Origin of the sequence: Ditibartonella choladocola, from assembly GCF_002007565.1 — a bacterium.
Classification (GTDB): domain Bacteria; phylum Pseudomonadota; class Alphaproteobacteria; order Rhizobiales; family Rhizobiaceae; genus Bartonella; species Bartonella choladocola.
The window spans coordinates 2,283,870-2,307,121 of sequence record NZ_CP015625.1 but is presented as its reverse complement, the minus strand read 5'-3'; the positions used below and the strand labels follow the sequence as shown (position 1 = coordinate 2,307,121).

General features: G+C 42.6%; 9 protein-coding genes. 8 read left to right on the top strand and 1 reads right to left on the bottom strand.

Translation table 11 applies throughout. The features are described from left to right. Positions 1 to 16: 16 nt before the first annotated feature. The 3 genes from BBC0122_RS10160 to BBC0122_RS10145 all read left to right on the top strand — a co-directional run bounded on the left by BBC0122_RS10160 (position 17) and on the right by BBC0122_RS10145 (position 10,965). On the top strand, positions 17 to 7,114 hold the full coding sequence (locus tag BBC0122_RS10160) for a calcium-binding protein (protein ID WP_077993535.1): 7,098 nt from the start codon (positions 17 to 19) through the stop codon (positions 7,112 to 7,114). Positions 7,115 to 7,308: 194 nt separating this feature from the next. Then, complete coding sequence (locus BBC0122_RS10155; protein ID WP_077993534.1) at positions 7,309 to 9,579, top strand: ATP-binding cassette domain-containing protein; 2,271 nt, start codon at positions 7,309 to 7,311, stop codon at positions 9,577 to 9,579. A 714-nt stretch (positions 9,580 to 10,293) separates the two neighbouring features. Continuing rightward, positions 10,294 to 10,965, top strand: coding sequence for a hypothetical protein (locus BBC0122_RS10145; protein WP_077993531.1), 672 nt, complete (start codon positions 10,294 to 10,296; stop codon positions 10,963 to 10,965). Between the two features lie 378 nt (positions 10,966 to 11,343). On the opposite strand, the gene BBC0122_RS10140 is transcribed toward BBC0122_RS10145, so the two are convergent. Continuing rightward, positions 11,344 to 12,234, bottom strand: a complete 891-nt coding sequence (locus BBC0122_RS10140; protein ID WP_077993528.1) for a helix-turn-helix transcriptional regulator — start codon at positions 12,232 to 12,234, stop codon at positions 11,344 to 11,346. A gap of 197 nt (positions 12,235 to 12,431) precedes the next feature. Here BBC0122_RS10140 and BBC0122_RS10135 point away from each other — a divergent pair, with 197 nt between their 5' ends. From BBC0122_RS10135 to BBC0122_RS10115, 5 genes are all read left to right on the top strand, one after another. Continuing rightward, positions 12,432 to 14,597: a TonB-dependent siderophore receptor gene (locus tag BBC0122_RS10135; protein ID WP_225868111.1), complete on the top strand. Its 2,166-nt coding sequence runs from the start codon at positions 12,432 to 12,434 to the stop codon at positions 14,595 to 14,597. A gap of 4 nt (positions 14,598 to 14,601) precedes the next feature. Continuing rightward, positions 14,602 to 16,308 carry an alpha/beta hydrolase-fold protein gene (locus tag BBC0122_RS10130; protein WP_077993524.1) on the top strand — a complete coding sequence of 569 codons (1,707 nt, stop codon included), beginning with the start codon at positions 14,602 to 14,604 and terminating at the stop codon, positions 16,306 to 16,308. A gap of 284 nt (positions 16,309 to 16,592) precedes the next feature. Beyond that, positions 16,593 to 19,376 carry a type ISP restriction/modification enzyme gene (locus tag BBC0122_RS10125; protein ID WP_077993523.1) on the top strand — a complete coding sequence of 928 codons (2,784 nt, stop codon included), beginning with the start codon at positions 16,593 to 16,595 and terminating at the stop codon, positions 19,374 to 19,376. A gap of 405 nt (positions 19,377 to 19,781) precedes the next feature. Beyond that, positions 19,782 to 21,530, top strand: coding sequence for a DUF262 domain-containing protein (locus tag BBC0122_RS10120; RefSeq protein WP_188318038.1), 1,749 nt, complete (start codon positions 19,782 to 19,784; stop codon positions 21,528 to 21,530). An 838-nt stretch (positions 21,531 to 22,368) separates the two neighbouring features. After that, on the top strand, positions 22,369 to 22,770 hold the full coding sequence (locus BBC0122_RS10115; RefSeq protein WP_077993521.1) for a hypothetical protein: 402 nt from the start codon (positions 22,369 to 22,371) through the stop codon (positions 22,768 to 22,770). Positions 22,771 to 23,252: the final 482 nt, after the last annotated feature.

Genomic DNA, 23,252 nt, shown 5'->3' with positions numbered 1-23,252 from the left:
TAAGGGTTAAATCGCAATGAAACTACCTTTTCCACAGAAGGATGGCGTATCTGTTCTGGTTGATACTTATTCGGATAACGATATCCCGCTAGCCATTTCCCAGGTGGAAATTATCATTCGCGGGAGTGACGTTGTCATTCGTACGCAGGATGGTGCCGAACTGACATTGGTTCAGGCTGCGCAAATGTCGTCCATGCACGAAAATTTGTTCAATCTGACTTTTACCGACGGGACGGTTGTTTCATCGAATGAATTGTTCCAGCGCGCCGATCTGATTGAACCTGGCCCCGAACTGAGTGAAATTCGCGAAAAAAATGTCAAGGTTGACCCTAACGATCCTATTGTTGCGGTTGTCCAATCCGCTCCGGTCAATGAAACAACAGATTTCGATTCCGACGACACAACAGGTATCCTGAATGGCGGGGGAAAAGGCAACAGCGATGAACGTCTGTCTGTGGCTGATTTTCTGGGTAATCCGCCATCTGTGCTTGATGATACGGTAAGTTTTGTCCCGTCAACGACATCGGGAGGCAGCGTTCAGTTGCCAACCAACAGCCCGTCCGAGTCAATGCCCGCTCCGGTATTTCCAACCGCGCCGTCGGAACCGACAACGCCTACCGATTCTGGTAATGGCAGTGGCGACGATCATGGTGGTGGCCACAATGGCGATAACGACGATAACCACGGGACTGGTGATAATGATGGTCCGACCGGCTTGTCATTTGTCGAGAAGGCTAATCTCTATCAGGTAAGCAGCACCAGAACGACTGTTAAAAATGATAACGGAACGGAATCGACCGTTTGGCATTTGGGGGGCGGGGCAACGGCTGCGCGTACGAACCCTGATCTCGGTGTTCAATATGGCGAACCTGCTATTCTTGATTTGCGTCACGAAGCCGATCAGGAAAAGGGATTTGTTATCCATGCCGATAATGGTGCTTTCAAATATGGTCAGGTCAACACAGAAAATAGTCCTAACAATCTGGATCGTCGTTTGGGGCGCATTGTTACTTTCGACCAGTTGGTGGGCGGGGAATCTGTTGCCGGTAAACGCATCAAGGATATAGCCGACATTCCTGATGGTATGACCATCATCTGGAAGGGAAGTCCTGAATATGCGGATTTCGTTGCCAAATATGGTATCGAGCTTAAAGATAACGAGATTTTCGTTAATTATAAAGGCAATGTCGATTATAACGGCAACAATATCAACATTACCTGGGTCGATGGTGAGGGTAAGGAAACCAAAGCCAAATCCGAATTTACCAACCAGTATTCCGGAGATAATCCGGATACTGTCATAAATGATAGCCATGCGATTGTTTTGCCGAAAACGCCGAACGCACGTGAAATTTATGGCGGCAGCGGAAACGATACGATTTATGCTTCGCAGTTCAACAACCATATCAAATATGATGGCGAAGGTGGCACAAACCGCCTGATCTTCGGTGATGATTATCCTGTAACAACACAGCAAGGTTCAAATAGATTACCGGGGCTGACATACGATGTTGCCAATAACAAGATTACCGATACCGGCAATGGCGATGTTGCCGAAATGCATAATTTTACCGAAATTGTCGGTACCAGGGGCGATGATCACTTTTTGATCGGCGACACAGCGGCTTCCTATTATTTTGACGGGCGTGATGGCAATAACATTTTCGACATGCAGATGACGGATCCGCAAAGCGGTGCCATTAACGGCTCCAGCGGTAATAACCGGTTATATGCCGGCGCAGGAGAAGACATCTACAATCTTGTTAATTCTTCGGGCAATAATACCATTGTCGATAGTGGTAAAGGAGACTCGAACGATAGCTATAATTTTGAATCTTCGACAGGCGAGAACAAGATTGCCGATTCCGGCGGTAGTGATTTCTACCACTTTGACAAGGCTATCAATCGCGTAGAAATTATTGATTCTGCAGCCGGTAACGACCAGTACCAATTCCACGAGATCAAAGACAATCATGTTACAATCAATGATCTCAATGATATCAATGATGGTACCAGTTTAAGTGGTAGCGATGTCTATGATTTTGCTACTTTGACTTCCGAGAAACCCGATGCGACTGACCATATCGAGAATTCCGAAGTTGATATTGTTGATGAAAATGGCAGCGATAAATATCAATTTGACCGCACAAAAGGTGGCTATGTCAGTATTCAAGACAAGGGGCCGATCAGCGATAAAGACGCAGCCCAGGACGAGTACCATTTTTCGGCTGCTGAAACAAAAGTCGATATTACCGATCAGGACGGTGCTGATAAATATACTTTCGATCATGCAAAGGCGGACGCGGACAACACAATCACGGTAACGGATAAAGGTACCGCCGATGACGCTTATTATTTCAATGATGTGACATCAGACAGTCTGGCTGAAGGCAAGGATCAGAATGTTTCGATCACGGATCAGGGCGGCAAGGATGAATATCACTTTGACAGGGTTCAAAGCAAAGTCCGCCTTGATGATCTTGGATCGGGCGACAACTATTTTACATTCCACGATGCTAAAAAATCCGATATTACGATTAACAGCCTCAATGACGGCATCTATCTTGGTGGCAACGACATTTATGACTTTGCAACGCTAAAGAACAATAACGAATCCGCCACTGACCATATTGAAGATACGACGGTTGCTATAGCCGATGAAAACGGCAATGATGCCTACAATTTCGATCGCACCAAAGGTGGTTCTGTAACCATCAAGGATACCGGTGCGGGAAGTGCTGACGACAGAACATTGGCGGCTGATGAATATCATTTTTCTGCTGCAAATACCAAAGTCGACATTGCCGACAAGGATGGCGCTGATAAATATGACTTCAGCAATACTATAACCAGCGGAAAAAATTCAAATACAATCACAATTAATGATACGAGTGACAGCAATTATAGCGACGACTATAATTTCGACGGAACCAAAGTCGCAACAGATAATGATTTTGTCACAGAAGATGGCAAGGCAAATATCGTCATTAACGACACAGACGGCACAGATCATTATCATTTCAATAATATCAACAGCAAGGTAATTATTAACGATCACGGAGCAGGTACTGACGATTACACGTTCCATGAGGCAACGAATTCGAGTATCGTTATTCACGATTATTACGATGACCATAGTAAAAAGCTAAATCTTGATAATGTTTATGATTTTGCCACTCATGCCAACAATGCCAGTGAAAAGCCGACAGACCATATCACCAATTCGGGCGTTTATATTATCGACGAGAGCGGAGCTGACCAATATTATTTTGAACGCACAGACGGCGGTTGGGTCACAATTGTAGATTCTGCAATTAGCAATGGATTCTCGACAGACAGGGATCAGTATTATTTCAATGACTCCCATACAAGGGTCGAAATTACCGATGGTGGTGGCGCGGATACATATAATTTTGACCGCGTAACGCTTGATTCGTATAATGTTATTCATATCAATGATCAAGGTGGGAGCAATTCGGGAAACGACACCTATAATTTTAATAATGTGAAAGCCGTAGACGCTATTTCGGGCGAGCCTCACATCAAGATTTCTGATGATAACGGTGGTGATAGATACAATTTCGATAATTTGGGTGATGCCAATGGGCCTGTTACGAGTGTTCAAATCAACGATAGCGGAAATACTGAAGATACTTACAATTTCCACAATGCAGTAAACGCACTGGTTAATATTACCGACAATGTCGGCACGTATAACGATGATGTTTACAACTTTGCAGGTAATTATGCCTCGGACACGGACCATATAACCAACACGACTGTCAATATTCAAGACGGGGTTGGCCAGGACACATATTACTTCAACCGCGCAGATCAATCAAATATCAATATTACCGATTATGCTGATTGGCAGGATAATTATTATTTCAACGATATCAATAATTCTACAGTCACAATTAATGATGGCGGTGGCAGGATGGGGCGGACCGGAGCAGATGTCTTCAACTTCAATCGTGCCCAAGGCGGTAGTGTAACGATAACAGATCAAAGCTATGCTACTCGTTATAACTTCATGAATGTAAATACCAAAGTCGATATTACCGATCAGCACGGTAGTGATACTTATAATTTTAAAAATTCAATAACGAGTGCTTCAAATACAATCACGATTCACGACACCAATGGTACTCTTTCAAACGATCAGGACAAAACTCCTGTTGACAGGTATGATTTTAGTGGAACGACATCGAACGGCTTTGCCAGCGATGACAATTATAATATTACTATAATTGACAAGGAAAAAGGACAGAATTTTTATAATTTTACTTCCGCTCAAACAAAAGTCTATATTCAAGAGGGTGGAAATCGTAACGATCAGTATGACTTTACGCAGGTTCACGATTCTATTGTGACAATTGATGATAGCAGTACTTATAATGATCCTGGCGATCTTTATAACTTTGGCGACGGAACGTTTGATAACCGTATAAGAAACACCGTGGTCAATATCACGGATGGCGGCGAAGCTGACACCTATTCGTTCCAATATTCGGATTCCGGTCAGGCAGATGGTGAGCGGGGCGCTGTGACCATTAACGATAAAGGGGATGCCCTGGATGATCCGGCCCACCCCGGAAATGGGAGCACTCATGCTTTTTCTGTAAATGACACTTACCTCTTTTCCAATAGTCATTCGCAAACTGTTGATATTACTGATGCAAGAGGCTCCGAGACTTATGACTTCAAGGATACAACAATCGATAAAGTAACCATTACCGATAATGGCGACAATTTAACGAAAAATGGACTATGGGACATCGATAGTTACGATTTTACAAATTCGGCAAACAAAGAAACAATCATCACGGATACAACAGGCGTAAGCAATTACAAATTTTCCAATACCGGATTTGTTAATAAGGACGGAGAGAATGTAACGGCATCGTCGACTGTCAAGATTATTGATGGCGACAGTTCTGATGTCTATACATTTGACCACAGCAAAGGCGAGGTCAATATTATTGATGGTGGAGATAACGGTTCCACAGACGAACAGCGTATCCTGTACGATCAAAACGGCCATATTAGATATACACAGACGGACGCGGACGATTATGGCCAGATATATGTTCCTACAATGGGTGATTTTCACGCCCAAACACCCGATGATTTCAATTTCAGATATTCGTCGGCCAAGGTGAATATACAGGATGGTGTTTTTGCGGACGACAATTCGGGATTACCTGTCGATGATGGTAATTCTGATGGTAACTATTATTTCCAATATTCGTCCGGTGAAACAACAATCACCAATAAAGGCGGGTTGGATAAATATTACCTCGGCGGTTCTACCGGTAAAGTGACTGTCCATGGCGGAACCGGAACAGACATTCTTTATGTCGGCAAGGGATATCTCGTTTATGATGGTGGCACACGAACCGATGGCGGCAGGGAAAATGACTGGATTTCGTTCCAGGATGTTCTGGAAACCACCGACGCCAACGGTAATCCACTTGATAATAAAGTAGATCCGAATGACCGCACTGAAGGTATTTACGTCAATCTTGGTGCAAATGAACTAGGTTATGCTGACAATAATAAACACAATATACTGAGCCATGACGAACATGGTGCTGTACTTGCCGATGGTGCCGATAAAGGTCATGTAAGCAATGTTGAAAATGTTATTGGCACCAAGTTCAGTGATCTGATTTACGGCAATGACAAAGACAATTATTTTCTGGCAACCCAAGGTAATGATGAATATTACGGCGGTGAAGGTTCGGATACATATTATGTCGGTGCGCCGGATATGGGTGGACGCATCGAGGGAATGTTCATGAACCCCGATGGAACGCCTGACGATAATTCGGCAGATTATGCGCAAATGGCGGCGTGGGCGGATCGGTCAAATCTTACGGCCGGCAGAGATAATGTCATCATTGATCTTGACCACGGATATGCAAAGACTTTGTGGAAAGACGCACATAATGTCCAGTCCGAGGATAAATTGCATGATTTTGAAAATGCTTATGGCGCTTTATTATACAAAAACTCGATTACCGGCAGATGGGGTACCGAGGGAAGACTTGTAGGTGGCTATAAAGAGGATACATTTTATTCTGTTCAAAATTCGAGCAAGGACGGCATCAGTTATATTGATGGTAACGATACACGTGTTACACAGGCTCCGAAGAACGGGGCACAACTGACGGTTGATAATTTACGTTATGATTATGTAACCGATCATGGTGATTATATCCATGGTGTCTATGTAAAAATGGATGAAGGTTCATCCTATTCCGGCACAACGATAAAAGGCTATGACCGTAACGACCCCACGGTTGGAACGCAAGGAAAGGATATCTTCAAGAGTATCGGAATCATTTCCGGTACAAAAGAAGACGATGTATTCGAGGGAAGTGCAGCCGGTGGCCATTCCTTTGATGGTGTAGCCGGCAATGACAGGTTTATCAGTCATGGTGGTGTTAAAAGCATTTATACCAATGGTGCAGTCCTCGACTATAGCCAGCTTACCGCAAGAGAGTATCTGGATGTCCTTATGAGAGATGACCAGAGTGGATATATCACTCGTGGTGGCGGAACCGAGAAGGATGAATTGGTTAACGTTAAATCCATTATCGGTACGGCTGGTGATGACCTCGTCCATTTCACAACCAATAGAGGAGTTCCTCAATCGTATTTTATCGGTTTTGACGGCGGTGACGGCATCGACTATATGGTAAAAAGGCAGGGTGCTCAGGGTGCCACAGGACCTCAGAGTTATGACATTGGCGGCGGCTTTAAAAATGTTGAAGGTTTCAGCTTTATTGATACCTATAAAGATACATTGAACGTCGACCTTGACGCTTTCTTCAAGGATTTCACAACCGGCACTGCCGATAGTGACGGTCATTATCATGCGAAGTTCTTCTTGAATGGTGATCCCAATAGCAGTGACTCGACTGCCGATATTTTTAACGCCATTGATAAAGCCGGCGGTTGGGATTGGCATAAAACCGCAGACGACAATCATGGTAACGAAACCTGGAGCGCACAAAAAGATGGTGTCGATACGGGCGATACAATTGAAGTTACAAGAGGAAGACAGGGCGATTCTCACCTGCAGGAATCCCACCCTTCAATTTCGTAAGCGGAATTGTAAGTTCCGTAACTGTAAATTCATTGTTGACTGCTTTTAAAATCTGGTATCCGTTTTGGAAAGAACTGCCGTTCAGGAAAGAACTGCCCCGTTTTGGAAAGAACTGCCCGTTTTGGAAAGAACTGCCCCGTTTTGGAAAGAACTGCCCGTTCAGGAAAGAACTGCCCCGTTTTGGAAAGAATTGAATGACTCCTTTGATCGACGCTCTGGAAACCGCGTGTAACAAAATACGCGGTTCTCTTCCCTTCCACTGGCAGCGCATACGCACATTGCCAATGTCGGGTGATGAAACCTTAATCAAGTTGGTCGAGCGTCAGCTAGGCGTACATATCGTACGGGTGAATAAACAATCGGCTTTGCAGATTGGTGGCGTTTATATTGTTGTTACCCCTGCCGGTAATTATCGCGCGGTAGAGGTTGCAAATGATGGTACCTTTGTTTTTCTGGATGAAGACAAACAGAAAAGCCACGAAGAGGAAACTGATAATATCGGTTCTGCCAGTGGTGAGGTGACAGTCAAAAGCAAAATCGAACCTTCTCTTGAACTTAAAAAACAGCCTTATGAAAATGGCGTAAAGCTGCAAGCCTCTGAAAAAACCGTGCATCCGGCCGAAGTTGTGAAACTCGATGCGCTTGCCAATACGAATGCCGGAGCTGTTATAACTCCGGCTGGTGGTACAAACGCCGGAAAGCAGAAAAGCGCGGAAGAAAAAGCGCAAAAATTTACAGATCAATGTATTCCGCAATATCAGGTTTTCAAAGCAAGTCTTCTTGACAATTTCGATTTGCGCCGCCTCATTTCATCGGATCCGGTGGCGGTGTCCATTCTCTGGAAATTGCTTTTCGGCTCGATTTTTATCAACCTGATGATTGTCGTGACACCGCTTTATCTGAATGCAATTTATAGCCGCATTTTACCGGCCTATGCATCAGCCTCGTTATGGACTTTTTCGGTCGGTGTCGCATTGGCATTGATTGGCGAATTCCTGCTTCGTCGCGAGCGCCAGAAGCTCAACATCGCGCTTGTCCAACGCATCCATACAACGATAGAGCCGAATATTGTAAGGCGGCTTTTGCGCGTCAATGCCAGCCAGTCCAACAAATGGGGGGCTGCCCAGTTTCGTGCACTTGATGATTGGAAAATAGTACGAAATTTTGCCTATATGGGACTAAATCTGAACGTCATTGATGTCCCGTTTATTTTGCTGTTCCTGCTGGTCATTGCTATTTTGGGGGAATGGGTGGTCGTTGTCCCGATATTCATCATCGCGGTCATATTTTGCGTGATGTATTATTATTGGCGGCTAGCCGAGTTGCAATTCAGCGAACGGCCACTCTATCGCGACCCTCCGAATATCATTGATATGATGGTTGCATCGATTATCGGCCGGCCGGATGTTGTGAGCGATCGTTATTTGGCCGATTCCGAGACCGATATAGAAGCATGGAAAAAACGTTATCAACGCAGCGCGGCATTCCAGCGTTTGAATTATGCCATTAACGGCGCACAATTGGTGCTGATCGTCATTATGGCCTATTATCTGGTTCTTGCCGGTTCACTCAATCAGGGTGCAATATTCGCAGTTATTTTGCTTGCCGGCCGCATGTTGATGCCACTTTTTAGCACGTCGAGTATTGTTTATGATGCTTATGGCGCCCACCGCTCTTACACAAGGTTGAAAAAACTTATCACCGAAAGTTCCGACAATCAGGAACAGCCGATCTTTATTGAAAAATACGAAAATCTCAAAACGCCATTATGGGCAATCGAGCACGGAACTTTTGCCTATAACAATGAAAAAGTTATTCTGGACGATATTGATCTTGTCATACCGAAAGGCCAGAAGATTGCGCTTTTTGGACGTAACGGGAGCGGTAAAAGCACTTTGCTGAAATTGCTTGCCGGTTATCTGGCACTTGAAAAAGGCACGATTTCATTTTCCAAGCGACCGCTTCATGCAGGTGACGAATCCATAAAACATCTCATTCATTACGCATGGCAAGAACACGCCATGCTGACAAGTTCGGTTTATGAATTTTTGTGTCTGGAAGGCCGGCTCTCGCGCGAAGAATGCGAAAACATTCTCCATCAGCTTGATCTTGTGAGCGGTGAAATGAAAATTGCCGACAAACTGGAAGTGACATGGCGTGATGCCGGATTTTATCCCAATCCTGCGCATCGCCAGATGCTGGCCTCTGCCCGCCTTGCACTGACAAAACGCAAGATCTTTCTTCTTGACGAGCCGACCTCCCAATTGTCGCAAAAACAGGAGACACGCGTTGCCAATGTGCTGAAAAACATATTGCAGCCCGATACCACGATGGTTGTGTCGACAGATCGTTTCGAGATTCTGAATTTGACGGAACGCGTTATTGTTCTCGATCAGGGGCATATCCAGTTTGACGGGCCAACAAGCGAATTTCTGCGCCGTTCCGTTCGCCCGCGAAATGGCTGAAGGAAAATTAAGGGAATTGGTCTGAAAGGCTGCGGTCAAAATCTCCGGACGCGGCCATTAAAGCTTTTTGAACAAATGCAAATAAGTGTAATGGCAACGCGCCGATAAATTGCATTCTAAAGTAAAATAATACCGTTTTTTAAAGGGTAGAAAACAGCAATATTTGTCGCATCATGAAGGGCGGGCTAATTTTAATTCCTAGCATGTTCTACTTTTTTCAAATCCGGTTTTTTAAACTCCGCATTGTCACTTTCAATGTTGCGGCAATTTCCAGGTGGCAAAAAGTGAATGGCCTGACATTTTCGATCAACCGATATTCCTTTTAAATAAAATACCCCGATTTTGCATGATCGGGAACCGACACCATTCAAGAAAGCGGTTTTCAAAAAAACGGTTCTCAAAAAAACGGTTCTCAAAAAACGGTCTCAAGAAAGCGGTACTCAAGAAAAATACGCGCCACGGGAGGCTTCTGTCTTGAAACCGGCAATCCGGAACCCCCATGAACAAACGTGCAAAAGCCGGTAACCGGCCTTACTTGCGGTGAAAAGCTGTGGTGTTTCAAAGCTTTAAACAATTTTCAAAAATGACATAAAATGGATATTGCTTTACTTCGGGCGCTGTAGAATAAATATTTCCATGTTGAAAATTCGTTTTCCGTTTTTGGCGGAATAAATCGAAAATCGGGCCTTTGTGAATTATCGGGGAAAATGACTTATGATCGATCAATCTTTATTAGACGATGCGGTTAACTATTTCACAGAAATTGCAAACAGAATACAGAAATATTCCGGAAAAAACATACATGAAATCAATATCGAATTTACATATGAAGAGGTTCGTAAGCATATCGATAAAGATCTGATCTCATCGAAAATAAAAGAGGAAATACATAAATATTTAGAAAATAAGATAAAAGACGGTTCTGAAGATAGATCTATAAGAAATATTTCGAGTAATTATAACGATCTGGAGGTTATATACGTTATTTCGACAGATAGTATATATAAAAGATATTTACATAAAATTTATTTGGAAGCAAAAGAAAGTAGAAATGGTTTTGTCTATTCCGGCTGTAATGAAAAAAATATGAATAATTCCTATACGAGTTCTTCGACACAGTCAAAGACGGCTTTATATGTAGGAAAAATTGACAAAAACATCGTAACCCGATTGGTTCAACAGCTCTATCAAGGTCACCCGCGAACTTCCAGCCTTCATATGGCCACTTGGCCATGGGATAGTCAACTTGCCGCCGACATTGACAAGGGAAAAATTTATGTCGAGCTTGATTTCTTTTCCGGAAAGCCGGATCGGGAACCGGTCGATTTTATTACAGGAAAACTCTGGGCTAAAAAAAAGCCGATGTTTGGCCTGAAAGCAAAATAATAACCCCTTGAGCCGGATATTAATGGCATAGCGGCATGTTGACCGAACCGCATTCGATTGATTGAACGCGGTTCGCCAAAGACCGGAATAGTCGTATATGATGATCGCTATACGATTATCCTTACTCGTTTTCTATAAAATTGGCAGTCATGGGCGCTATCAATATCTGCGGTTATTCGCATTCAGGGAGAATTTCTTTTTGAAACGCAATATCCGGATTTTTTATGTGCGGAGACCATGATATTTCTTCGTAATACAGGCTTGTTTGAAACGTTGTGTTGACGAGAAGTACCGCAATATATTGGCAAGGAGCTTGCATATATTAACGGGGACAGCGGCAAAAGCCTTTCGGATGAATGTGTTCAATCAAAATTTCTGTCACGGACGGGGATTTTTTAAACGGTGTTCTTTTGGAGCGATGCCATATTCGCGCCGATAGGCGGTCGCAAAATTCGACGGGTTATAATAGCCAACAAGGTAGCCGGCCTGTGAAACAGCCATGCCCTGCGTTTCGAGAAGAAATCTCGCTTTTTTCATGCGTTCCTTGCAAATGAAACCGGATATTGTCTCATCGTAGACAGTCTTGAAAGCGCGGTTTAACGTCGACATTGTTACGCCAAGCGCATTGGCTATCACAGTTGCTCGCAACTCCTTCTCCAAATGCGACAAAATGTAATTCCGCGCATTTTGCGCTATGTCGAAATGGCTATAATTTATTGTCGGTTTTCCATCTTTGGACTGATGATCGTTGATATAAGACAAACAACTTTCATAAAGAACCTCCATGCCCATTTTACGCTCGTGTAATTTCAGCAATTCCTGAGAGATGTTGTCAGGCGGATTAAGAATCTGTCGCGCCGAATGCACGATTGTTGCATTCGGATAAAAACTATAATTTTGCAAATGTCCGGATAAGAACGGTTGAAGCGAACGCGCGGAGGGATCAAAATTTTCAAATATCCGTTCAATCCAGGTGCGTGGTGCCGAAACCATAACTTTTGTAAGATTTTCGCCAGTAACATTGAAAAAGCGGATATTGCAAAATTTTGCGATATTCAACAGAAATACTTTCGGCCTTATTCTTGGTTTGTCGCTTACACCCGGTGAAAAAAACTGCCCGTCAATTTCAAATGTCTGATGGCCGGAGAAAAACACCATTACCATGAATTTCGGCCATATTTCGTGAAAATCTTCGTCGTCAGAACAACCCGGTTCATTTTCTATGTGACCGACAAAAATATGTTCGGGAATTGTTCTGTTCGTTGTCATTTTGTTGCTGCCGCAAACGTATTTGCCCGTTTAGCAAAAGACTTTTTTGCCAATTTCTTCAAATTTACGCATATACATGAGAAAGTCAATCAAGTTTTAATCAAGCAATCGGCCATTCGCGGGGTAGCAAAGCCATGGTTCATTCAATTGTCCCGAACAACCGCAATTCTTTTATATGCTCGTCAAAAGCAAATTTTGTGACAGGTGTTTTGGCGATATTGTTGTCTTCCACCATGTCGGGTTCGGCCGATGCCGGAGAAAAACACGATGACGAGGTTTTACAGACTGTTGTTGTTGATAGAGATACGGAAAAAGGCGATGGTCCGGTCATCGGTTATGCCGCCAAACAGAGCTTTACGGCAACCAAAACCGATACGCCGATTGCCAAAACGCCCCAATCCATTGCCGTTGTAACCAAACAGCAAATGGAAGACCAGCATGTGCAATCGGTTGCGGAAAGTTTGCGCTATACGCCGGGTGTTTTTACGGAATATCGTGGCGCATCCAATTTGCGCGACGAAATGTTTGTGCGTGGCTTTTCCTATGTACCGATTTATCTTGATGGACTTCTCCTTTCGGGAGATGCTTCCTACGCGCAAATCAATCCCTATTTGTTGGAACGCGTTGAACTGATATCGGGTCCCAATTCTGTATTATACGGGCAAACCAATCCCGGAGGAATTGTCAATGCCGTTTCCAAACGACCTCAAGAGACACCATTTCATGAAGTGGAACTATCGACCGGCAATCGCAACCAATACGGTCTGTCCTTCGATATAAGCGAGAATATAGCGGGGCGAAACGACTTTTTCTACCGGATTGTCGGAACCGGCATAAGCACCGATTTGCAGGAACAATTTGCGCGCAAAAAAGGTTATGCGTTTGCTCCGTCTTTATCCTGGTCACCGGATAAAACAACAAAACTCACTCTTTTGACCGGTTATCAAAAAGAACCGAAAGCCGGATATCGCAATTTCCTTGATGCCGATGGTACGGTAAGGCCGATTGTCGGCTTCGGACATGTTCCGCGTGATTTCTTTGTATCCGATCCCCATTTTGAACGCTTTAAACGTGAACAGGAGTGGGTAGGAGGCGAATTTTCCCATGTTTTCGACAATGGTTTAACCTTTCGCCAAAAAATGCGTTATCATGAAGTGGATATGCAGCAAGCAACGCTGACATGGGGAGCTGGCACGAAAGATCCTGATACCGGTTATAATACGCTCATTTCCCGTATCGCCTCGGATGGAGAAGACATCTGGAAACAATTTGCCAGTGACAGTCAGTTGGAAGCAAAATTCGACACCGGAGCGGTAAACCATACTGTCCTTGCAGGTGTCGATACGCGTACCCGAAAACGTGATTATTTGTGGAAACGTGACCGCCATGTTCCGTCCATTTCGCTTGAAAACCCCGTTTATGGCGGTTTCGACTTCGATAGTCTGGAACTGCCATTATCCAGTCGCGAAATTCTGGATGCAAAACAGACAGGAACCTATGTTCAGGAACAGGCTTCGTTAGGCAGGCTTAATATCATGGGTGGCATTCGTCATGATTGGGCAGATACCAATCTTGACGATCGTTATAATTCAATGCGTTATCGCTATAAGGATAAAGCGACAACGTGGCGTGCGGGGGCACTTTATGCTTTTGATAACGGCATAGCGCCTTACATAAGTTACTCTACGTCTTTTGAACCTGCATTACAGGCACCGGTTGCCGGCGATAGTGCATTTGATCCGGTTACTGCCCGTCAGATAGAGGCAGGTGTCAAATATAGCCCGTTGGCGGAGCGCCTTATTTTAACAGCCGCCTATTATGATCTTGTACAAAAAAATGTTGTGGAGGGAAAATGGGATCCTTCAATTGCCGATACAACTTATCAGCAGATCGGAAAAATTCATAATAAAGGGGTCGAGCTTTCAGCGCGAGGTGAAGTTACACGGTCAATTTCGCTCGTCGGTGCTTATTCCTATATCGATTCGACCATTGAAGATACGATTATCACGACAGAGCTTGATAAAACGCCCTCGCGTATTCCCGCACACCAATTTTCTATTTGGGGGGTATATGATTTTCTCTCGGGCAGGGTCGAGGGATTAAAGCTTGGCGGTGGATTGCGCTATCTCGGTACAAGTTGGGGTGATAATGCCAACAGTTTTAAAGTCCCTGATGTGACATTGGTCGACGCAATGCTCGGTTATGACTTCGGCGCAGCAAGAAAAGATTTAGAGGGACTATCCTTGCAAATCAACGTGAAAAATATTGCCGATAAACGGTTTGTTGCTTCTTGCGCAAATGCTTATGCATGCTTTTATGGTGATGGTCGCATCATTCAGGCATCGCTAAAAAAGACATGGTAAGACAATGTCGAAACGTGTTTTTTCGAGAACGCCGGCTCTCACTATTCATCTTTTTGTTCTTTCAGCCATGTCTATGCCAATTCTATTTTTTCCGATATTCGTATTGTTCATCATGATAAGTTTGCAAACAGGAAGCGCAAATGAACGCACCATCCATCAAGCATCCGAAAGGTGTTATAATGCGGCCAAAGGAAAAACACGATTTGTTTTGCTCAATCAGGGGAAAAACCGGTTTTTCAATGGCGTAATAAATGCTCCTCAGGGGCTTTACAGCGTTGATCTTGTGGAACAAAACGGTGCGCATTCCAGACACTTTTTTCATCAAAAAACCGGTGAAAACCGGTTCCGTTTCAAGGCAACGAAAACACAACGTCTGAAACTCGAATTCGGCAAGGCCGGTCGTTATTGCCTGAAACTCGAAAACCCCGATATAGATCATCAAAAATCGACACCAGCTCCGGTTGAAGATTTTTTAAGCCCGACCTTGCAACAATTGGCAAAAACCGGATTCCAACCGGACGAAATCCGGATATTCTGGGAAAAAATTGTGAAAGCGGGTACGCCTCTTATTGAAAAAAGCGAAGGTAATGAACGGATTATCACTTTTCTCCAAAGAGGTGCAAAGCAAAATGTCTTTCTCTTGGGAGCACCTTCCGGCGATCATGAAAAACTCGTTCGCTTGGGGACAACAGACATATGGTATAAGAGTTTCAAAGTTCCTTCGGATACGCGCTTCAGCTATCAACTGGCGGTCGATGTTCCGGAAATAAAAGGAACGCCGCAAGAAAAACGCATGGCCATTTCCTATACGGTAAAAGCCGATCCGCTCAATTTAAAACCTCACCCCGTCGATGCGCCTGATCCTTATAATCAGGAGTCGGTTGTCGAACTTGAAAATGCACCGGCACAAAATTGGATACCGGCACAGTCCCGCCTTGTAAGTTCCGACAATAGGCAAGCTACAACCGAGAATTTCTATGTTTCCAGTTTAAAGCTTGGTAATCGCCATAAGATTACGCTCTACAAGACCAAAGGCGTAACAAAGCGAGGAGTAGGAAAAAACGGAATTGAACCCGTTGTGCTTTTTGTTTTTGACGGCGAAGAGTATCAGACAAGAGTTCCGCTTCCCGCTATTCTTGATAAAATGGTTGAAGCGCAGGTCATCGCCCCGACCATTGCAGTTTTCATTCATAATATTGACCGTAAAAGCCGTATGCAAGAATTGCCCGGCAATCCTGATTTTGCCGATTTTCTGGCGTTTGAATTGCTGCCTGAAATTGAAAGAAGAATGGCACGAAAATTTCCTCCGTCACGGATCGTTCTGGCGGGATCAAGTTTTGGCGGACTTGCCGCAATGACTGTTGCATTGCGCCATCCGGATAAATTCGGCCATGTTCTTTCTATGTCCGGATCGTTCTGGTGGTCGCCTGAAAATGGTGCCTCTGAAAGAGAAGATTATGTGTCACGGGTCGTTGCAACGATGCCTTCGCCGCCGTTAAGTGTGTTTTTGTCGGTAGGTGTTTTCGAGGGCGGCCATAGTGGCGGGCAACGATCATTGCTCGACGCCAATCGCCACCTTTTCGAGGTGCTCCTCGCCAAGCAGGTTCCGGTTGTTTATCGCGAATATTCCGGTGGTCATGATTATATTGTTTGGCAGGGAGCCATTTCCGACGGTCTTATGGCTCTTTTCCCCGAAATTTCCCCGCAGTAAAATTCCGATCAATATAGCAATTTGAAAAGACTATTTTCGCATTCATGTTTCAGGAAAATTTCGTTGAAGTCTTTCCGCTTCAATTTTTGCGAAGCGTCGCTACCAATGGAGGGTGAAATTTTGATAGCGCGATAAACATCCTCTAAAACCTTCAAAAATTGAATATTTCAGGCAAATATGCTAAAGATTTGAGGCAAAACCGGCATGGTCGGCAAGAGTTGGTTTGGCCCGGCATTACTGTTTTCCAAGCGTGGAAAGCCTAGCAGTATTATTCATACGGGGATGTGACAGAATTGGATTTTGCAAAACCGAAAAAGCCGGTCAAAAGAACTGATGGTTTGCGCCTTTCACAACAATGGGCGGATGATATTGCAAAAATCGCCCGAAATTTGATCGACTATATAACGCGCCAGCTTCAAAATCCCGATCATTCAGGCCTTCATACCGCTTTCAACGACTTTTCAGCCTTGCTTGAGAAAAACTTCCATGCTGCGCTTGACGATGAGATAATTGTTGAGATGCTGGCACAATATCGCATTACCAAGCCGGTTTTCGATATTTTGTTCAGCCATTCCAATGTGGCAGGAAACAACCCCCTATCCATTGCCATAAACAAGGTGCTGGACACACTTGACGAGAACGCCATCACTCCGGAGCCGGAGAAGTTGGAAGCATTTTACCGGATCGTGAGCGAGAGCGCCAAAAGGGTGGATAAGAACGGGCAAGCGCGGCAGAAACTGATTGTCGAACTTTATGACCGGTTTTTCAGCAAAGCATTTCCGAAGATGGCCGACCGTTTGGGAATTGTCTATACGCCGGTCGAAGTGGTGGATTTCATTCTTCATAGCGTCGATGACATTTTGAGAACAGAGTTCAATAGTTCCTTTGGAAGTAAAAGGGTGCATATCCTTGATCCGTTCACCGGAACCGGTATTTTTATCGCCCGCCTCATTGAATGCGGGCTGATTGATAAAGAAAATTCAAAACCTGTCTATAATAACGGACTTCATGCCAATGAACTTGTTTTGCTGGCCTGTTATCTTGCCACAATCAATATAGAAACGGCTTATTATTCCAGTTATGGCGGTGAATATCAGGCTTTTTCGGGTGTTCGCCTGCAAGATACGTTCCTGATGGATGCAAAACAAAATAGCATTCCTAAAAAGCCCGACAGTCATAAAAATATCAACACAAATGATGACGAGAAACACTTTGCCGAAAGCAATGGTTTGACTGATATAAAGGTTATCGTCGGCAATCCGCCTTATTCGACGGGGCAGGAGAGTGCAAATGATGATGCGGCAAACCTGAAATATCCGCAGATTGACCGACGAATAGCACAAACCTATCTTGTTTCCACATTGAACAAAGGCGGTAAACGGTCGTCCTATGACAGCTATATTCGAGCCATTCGCTGGGCATCCGATCATATTGGCGATTGTGGTGTAATCGGTTTTGTGACAAATGCCGGTTTTATTCAATCCGCTTCAGCCGATGGTATGCGAAAATGTCTCGCCGAAGAATTTTCCAAAATTTATATTTTCCATTTGCGCGGCAATGCACGCACATCCGGCAAGCTGAGGCGCAAAGAAGGCGGCAATATATTCGGCGTCGGTTCACGCGCACCGGTTGCCATATCTATTTTCGTTAAAAATCCTTCGGCCAAACAAAAGGGGCAGATCTTTTTTTATGACATTGGCGATTATCTTGATAACACCCACAAACTTGAAATCATCAAAACATTCAAAAGCATTGCCGGTTTGAAAGACAAATGGCAAAAAATTATTCCCGATAGTTACCATGATTGGCTTCATCAGCGGGATCGGCATTTCAAAAATTATCTCGCAATGGGCGAGAAGAGCAGGAACAAAACCCTTACAATTTTCAAACTCTATTCAAGTGGTGTTGTTTCAAGTCGTGATGCCTGGGTCTATAATTATTCAAAGGCAAGGTTGCTAACCAATGCCCGCCAGATGACAGAGTTTTATAACAGCGAAATCGACAGATATTCCCGCTATAAGAAACGCTTTCCTGATACAGTCGTCAATGTGAGAGATTTCGTCAAAAAAGACGTAAAAAAATTCAGTTGGGGCGGCGGCAATTGGCAGTCGGGTTTCAAAAAACAGATTAAAGAAACATTTTCGGAAGAATTGACCGGAATATGCAATATTCGTCCGTTTACCAAATTATGGCACTATCGTGCTTCCCGCTTCAATCACAGCTTTTATTCGATGAAAGAGATTTTTCCTGACAATGCTTCGGAAAATATAGCCATTTGTATATCGGGCAATGGTAAGCGCGGTGGTTTTTCAGTTCTTCTGTCGAACCGGATTAGCGATTTCCAGTTCGAGGATAATGGCCAATGTTTCCCGCTTTATCTTTTTGAAAAAACTTGTAACGAGGCGGCCGGAAAAACCCAGGAACAATGTTCATTCAAGCGTCTCGACGCTATTACAGACGAGGCTCTGGAATATTTTCAAACTGCCTATTCAGATAATCACATCACGAAAGAAGACCTGTTCTATTATATTTACGGGATTTTGCATTCGCCGGACTATCGAACCCGTTTTGCCGACAATCTCGTTAAAGAACTGCCACGCATTCCTGCTGTTAAAATGCTTGAAGACTTCAAGGCTTTTATAAGCGCCGGTCGCGCATTGGGGCATTTGCATGTAAACTATGAAAGCGTTGAAAAATATCCGGTCAAAATTCTAACAGAAAAGAAAACACTTGAAGCGGACGATTTTTATGTGACGAAAATGCGCTATGGCGGGAGGGGCAAAAACAAAGACCGCTCGGTCATTCATTACAATGACAAAATTACCATTACGGGAATACCGCTTGCCGCTTATGACTATATCGTCAACAATAAAACGGCAATTGACTGGGTGATGGAGAGGCAAAGTATACGCATTGATAAAACTAGTGGAATTGTCAACGATGCCAATGATTTTGCACGCGAGACAATGCATAATCCTGCTTATCCGCTGGAACTCTTGCAAAGGGTAATCAGTGTTTCTGTTAAAACTGTCAAAATTATCCGTAACTTGCCGGAATTGGTTATTTGAATTTTGAAAAATGGGTTTGCCGATCTCAATCGAATTTCGGTCAAGAATATTATTAGTTTCAAACCTATAATATTTCCCGCTTTTTTATTTTTATAAAAACCGGAAATTTGACGTTAAAAATAAAATTTTGTTTTCAGTCACGAATTTCTTAAAACGATATTTATTGCCAAGAAAATTGATAAATTGTCAGACAATCGGGGTAGAATAGCAATTGCGCTTTCGCGCCGAAAAATATTGTTTTTGTGTTGTAAGCGTGAATAAAGCGGATTTTGATAAACGCGGCCAAAATTAATTATTGAAAAACAATAAAATCAGGATAATAAACGTTCTTATTACTCTATCGGATTATGTTTTTCTCTGAAAAGAGAAAAAGCTGATAAATGGCGCCATATGCGGAGGGAAAACATGCACGACAACATAAAGGCTCAAGAGAAATCTCTCGATAGTATCTTTAGTGGCAATTACGTATTTTCCGTACCGTCTTATCAACGCCCATATTCATGGACAAAAGATAATGCTGCGGAACTATTTGACGATTTATTTGATGCTTATCAAAATAAAACGAGCGAGGGGGATTCTTATTTTCTCGGCAGTCTGGTGTTGAAAAAGGATCCCTATAAACCAAATTCCGATATTATAGATGGCCAACAACGTTTAACAACAATAACAATTTTACTCGCTATATTGCGTGATCAATTAAGCTCGTCGATTGAATTTAACGTTTTTTCCAAAGATTTACATAGTAGAATATTCAAGTCTGACCAGATTAGCGCGGCAAAAGATTTGTACCTTTTGACATTAAGGAACAAAGATGAGGGATTTTTTTGTAAGTATATTAAAGAAGAAGGCGCAACGTCAAAGGTTAATGATTTAAAAAAAGAAGTAGATTCCAGAGCAAGAATTATAGAAAATAGAAATATTTTAAGGGAAAAGCTTTTTAAGCTAACCGACAATGACAAATATGAATTTGCCAAATTTATCATGAATAACTGTTTTCTTGTCGTTGTGGAAACACCGAATGAGGAAAGTGCATTTCGTATATTTTCTGTGTTGAATGCGAGAGGGTTAAGTTTAACAGTTGCAGATTTATTAAAGGCCGAACTTATTAGCTCGATTCCCGTTATTAAACAGGAGAGATTTACACAGGATTGGGAAGGGTTTGAAAAAACATTAGGTCGGTCGGATTTTACCAATCTATTTTCCTATATTCGTATGATATATGCAAAAACCAAATTGCGTAAAACGCTTCTTAAAGAGTTCCATGAATATGTGATTGACGTTAAAAACGTAAATTCCAAGGCAGCTTTTAAAGATGCGGAAGACTTCATTGATAACGCATTGGATGAATACGTAGACGCTTATGATCAGATCAAGAACTGTTCATATATTGGAAAAAATGAAAGAGATACAGAAGAAATTAATCGTTATTTCAAATATCTTAATAGACTGGATAACTCCGATTGGTTACCACCTGCTATCGAAGTAATGAAATATTACCAATATAATGATAAATTTTTACTCCAATTTTTTAGAAAATTTGAACGTTTTGCTTATGGGCAATTTATTTTACGCACGATGGTTAACATCAGGATCGCAAAATATGGCGAATTGTTAAAGGCTATTCAAAAGGCCGAAAAGGAAAGCCAAACTGATTTTATAGTTGATGCCTTGAAGTTGAGCGATAACGAGAAGCAGCAAATTAAAGAGATTCTTAAGGGTGATATTTACGATAAGCCTGCTATCAGATTGCCTTTGTTATTACGGTTAGATGAATTTTTGTCCACTGGATCAGCGACCTATGACTACAAGACGATTAGTATTGAACATGTATTGCCTCAAACAAGTGATAATATAGAAAGTTGGACGCAAGCTTTTCCGGATGAAAAAATCAGAGCCGAATGGGTCAATAAGCTTGCAAATTTGGTGCTTTTAAATGGACGAACGAATTCTTCCGCACAAAATTATGATTTCGAGACAAAAAAAGAAAAATATTTTAAAACAAAAAATGGAAACATTAGCGGGGTTACTAATTTTGCACTGACAAGTCAGGTTATTCAGGAAAATGAATGGACACCTGAAGTACTTGAAAAGAGACAAGAGGAGCTACTTTCCACCTTTGACGCAATTTGGGATTTAAATTCTAAGGATAGCTAAGAGATTGACGCTATTCCGGTCATAGAATCGTTGATGCGGCAAAATATGCGTGCAATTCAAGGCAATAATGATTGAATAATACCGCTCTAAATTTGTTTGTGATAAATTGTTGTAAAATCAGTTGGCACAAATAGTTTGCAACAGCACGGAGTGTTAACAGGTTCAGGCCGGAAATTTCTAGAAATTGTTTGGTCGAAGTTTTGGTGAATAGCTTTATTTTATGCCGGAAAAGCACGTTTTTGGTATGGAAATCTCTCGACTGGAGTTCACACTTCAAAATTTCTGTATTCTTCAAAAATGGATTAACTGGTTTACACGAGTTCAACATCTGAAAAGTTAAAACAGTTTAAAGCCTGCGAGCCGCAGGCTTTAAAACAATCCCGAATGAAAAAGCGAATAAAATGATCTTGGCCGGAAAGTGTTTTACTCAAGTGCTTTGCCGCGTAATGACAATATTTGTCGCTGATAAAGCTTTCTCGACATTCAGTCTCTCGCGAACGCGATGACTATACGGGGGGCTGTCGATCACTGCTGAAAGTTTTCAATCTCAAACGTTACCAAGCTCGTCTGTCGGCGATGGTGTGGCTTTTCGTCTATAGACAATATAGTGCCTTTCAGCAAACCGCATTGACGACAAAATCTCCGCTATTCAACCTGACAAAGTTGAATGAAGCCAAAAAAATATGTTGAATAAAATCTTTCATAAATCTGTGCGCTATGTCTCCGCCCAAAATTATGCAAGGATGAGGAATTCGATTAGTAAATTCCTTCGGCATTCTTCGGGATTTTACTGTTAAAATTTAAATATTGAGCGAATAGCAATTATGGGGAAATATTTATGAATAGAGAAGAGTTGAAAAAAGCAGCTTTAGAAATTTTTGACAAAATTGCTGACGAGCATCCAAAAGGACATCAAGAAGTATATATGAATTATTATTTCGTCAAAAATTCAAAACTTTGTTTTGCCTTTGAAAAAGCTTTAAAAACGCCACTAAATATATGGTGTAAATTAGGAGTGGACAAAGATGTCGGGGGAATTAAGGGAGTGGAAAGCCTGGCGAAGAACCTTTGGCAAAAGGTTAATAAAAAGGGTGAGAAAGTTTACGGTCGCCATTCCGGTTTAAAAAAAGTTGACGAGCTTCGTAATGCCGATTTGATCAAATACACACCGACAACACTTGGAGAAGTGCAAAAGGTTGTTGAAGGACTTATAAAAGCGGCAGCCAAGGGTGTGAAATAGAATTAGCGGAATGATAAGCACGACGAAATATGCGTGCCTATAATTGTGCGAACCCTTAATAGTGTCGAGGAAGTGAGCTTGGTCTGCCTGTTTTGGTAGCTCAAGCAGTTCTTGATAATAGAAATTTTTTATGTCGGGTTAAAAATGCACGGCAATTGACGGGGTATTAAAAACCATGAAAACCCGTTTGAATTACGTGCACGATCTTTCTTTTTGAAAATTTCATCGTCCCGATAAGGTGCGAGGTGAATTTTCGAGTATCTCAAAAATTGCGATATAAGACACCTTGCGCGTTCAGAAAATGAAAAAGAATTGATGCGGTCGGACAATCTGCCAGAGCAGGTAAGAAAGCTTTTGTTGAAGGCCACACGGTTAACAAAATAGAGTTGCAATAAAATAAAATAGATTTGCGAGCAAACAAAATAGATTTGCAATAAAACAAAAAGTTTTTTGAAAAAATTACTGCATTTATTATGAATACG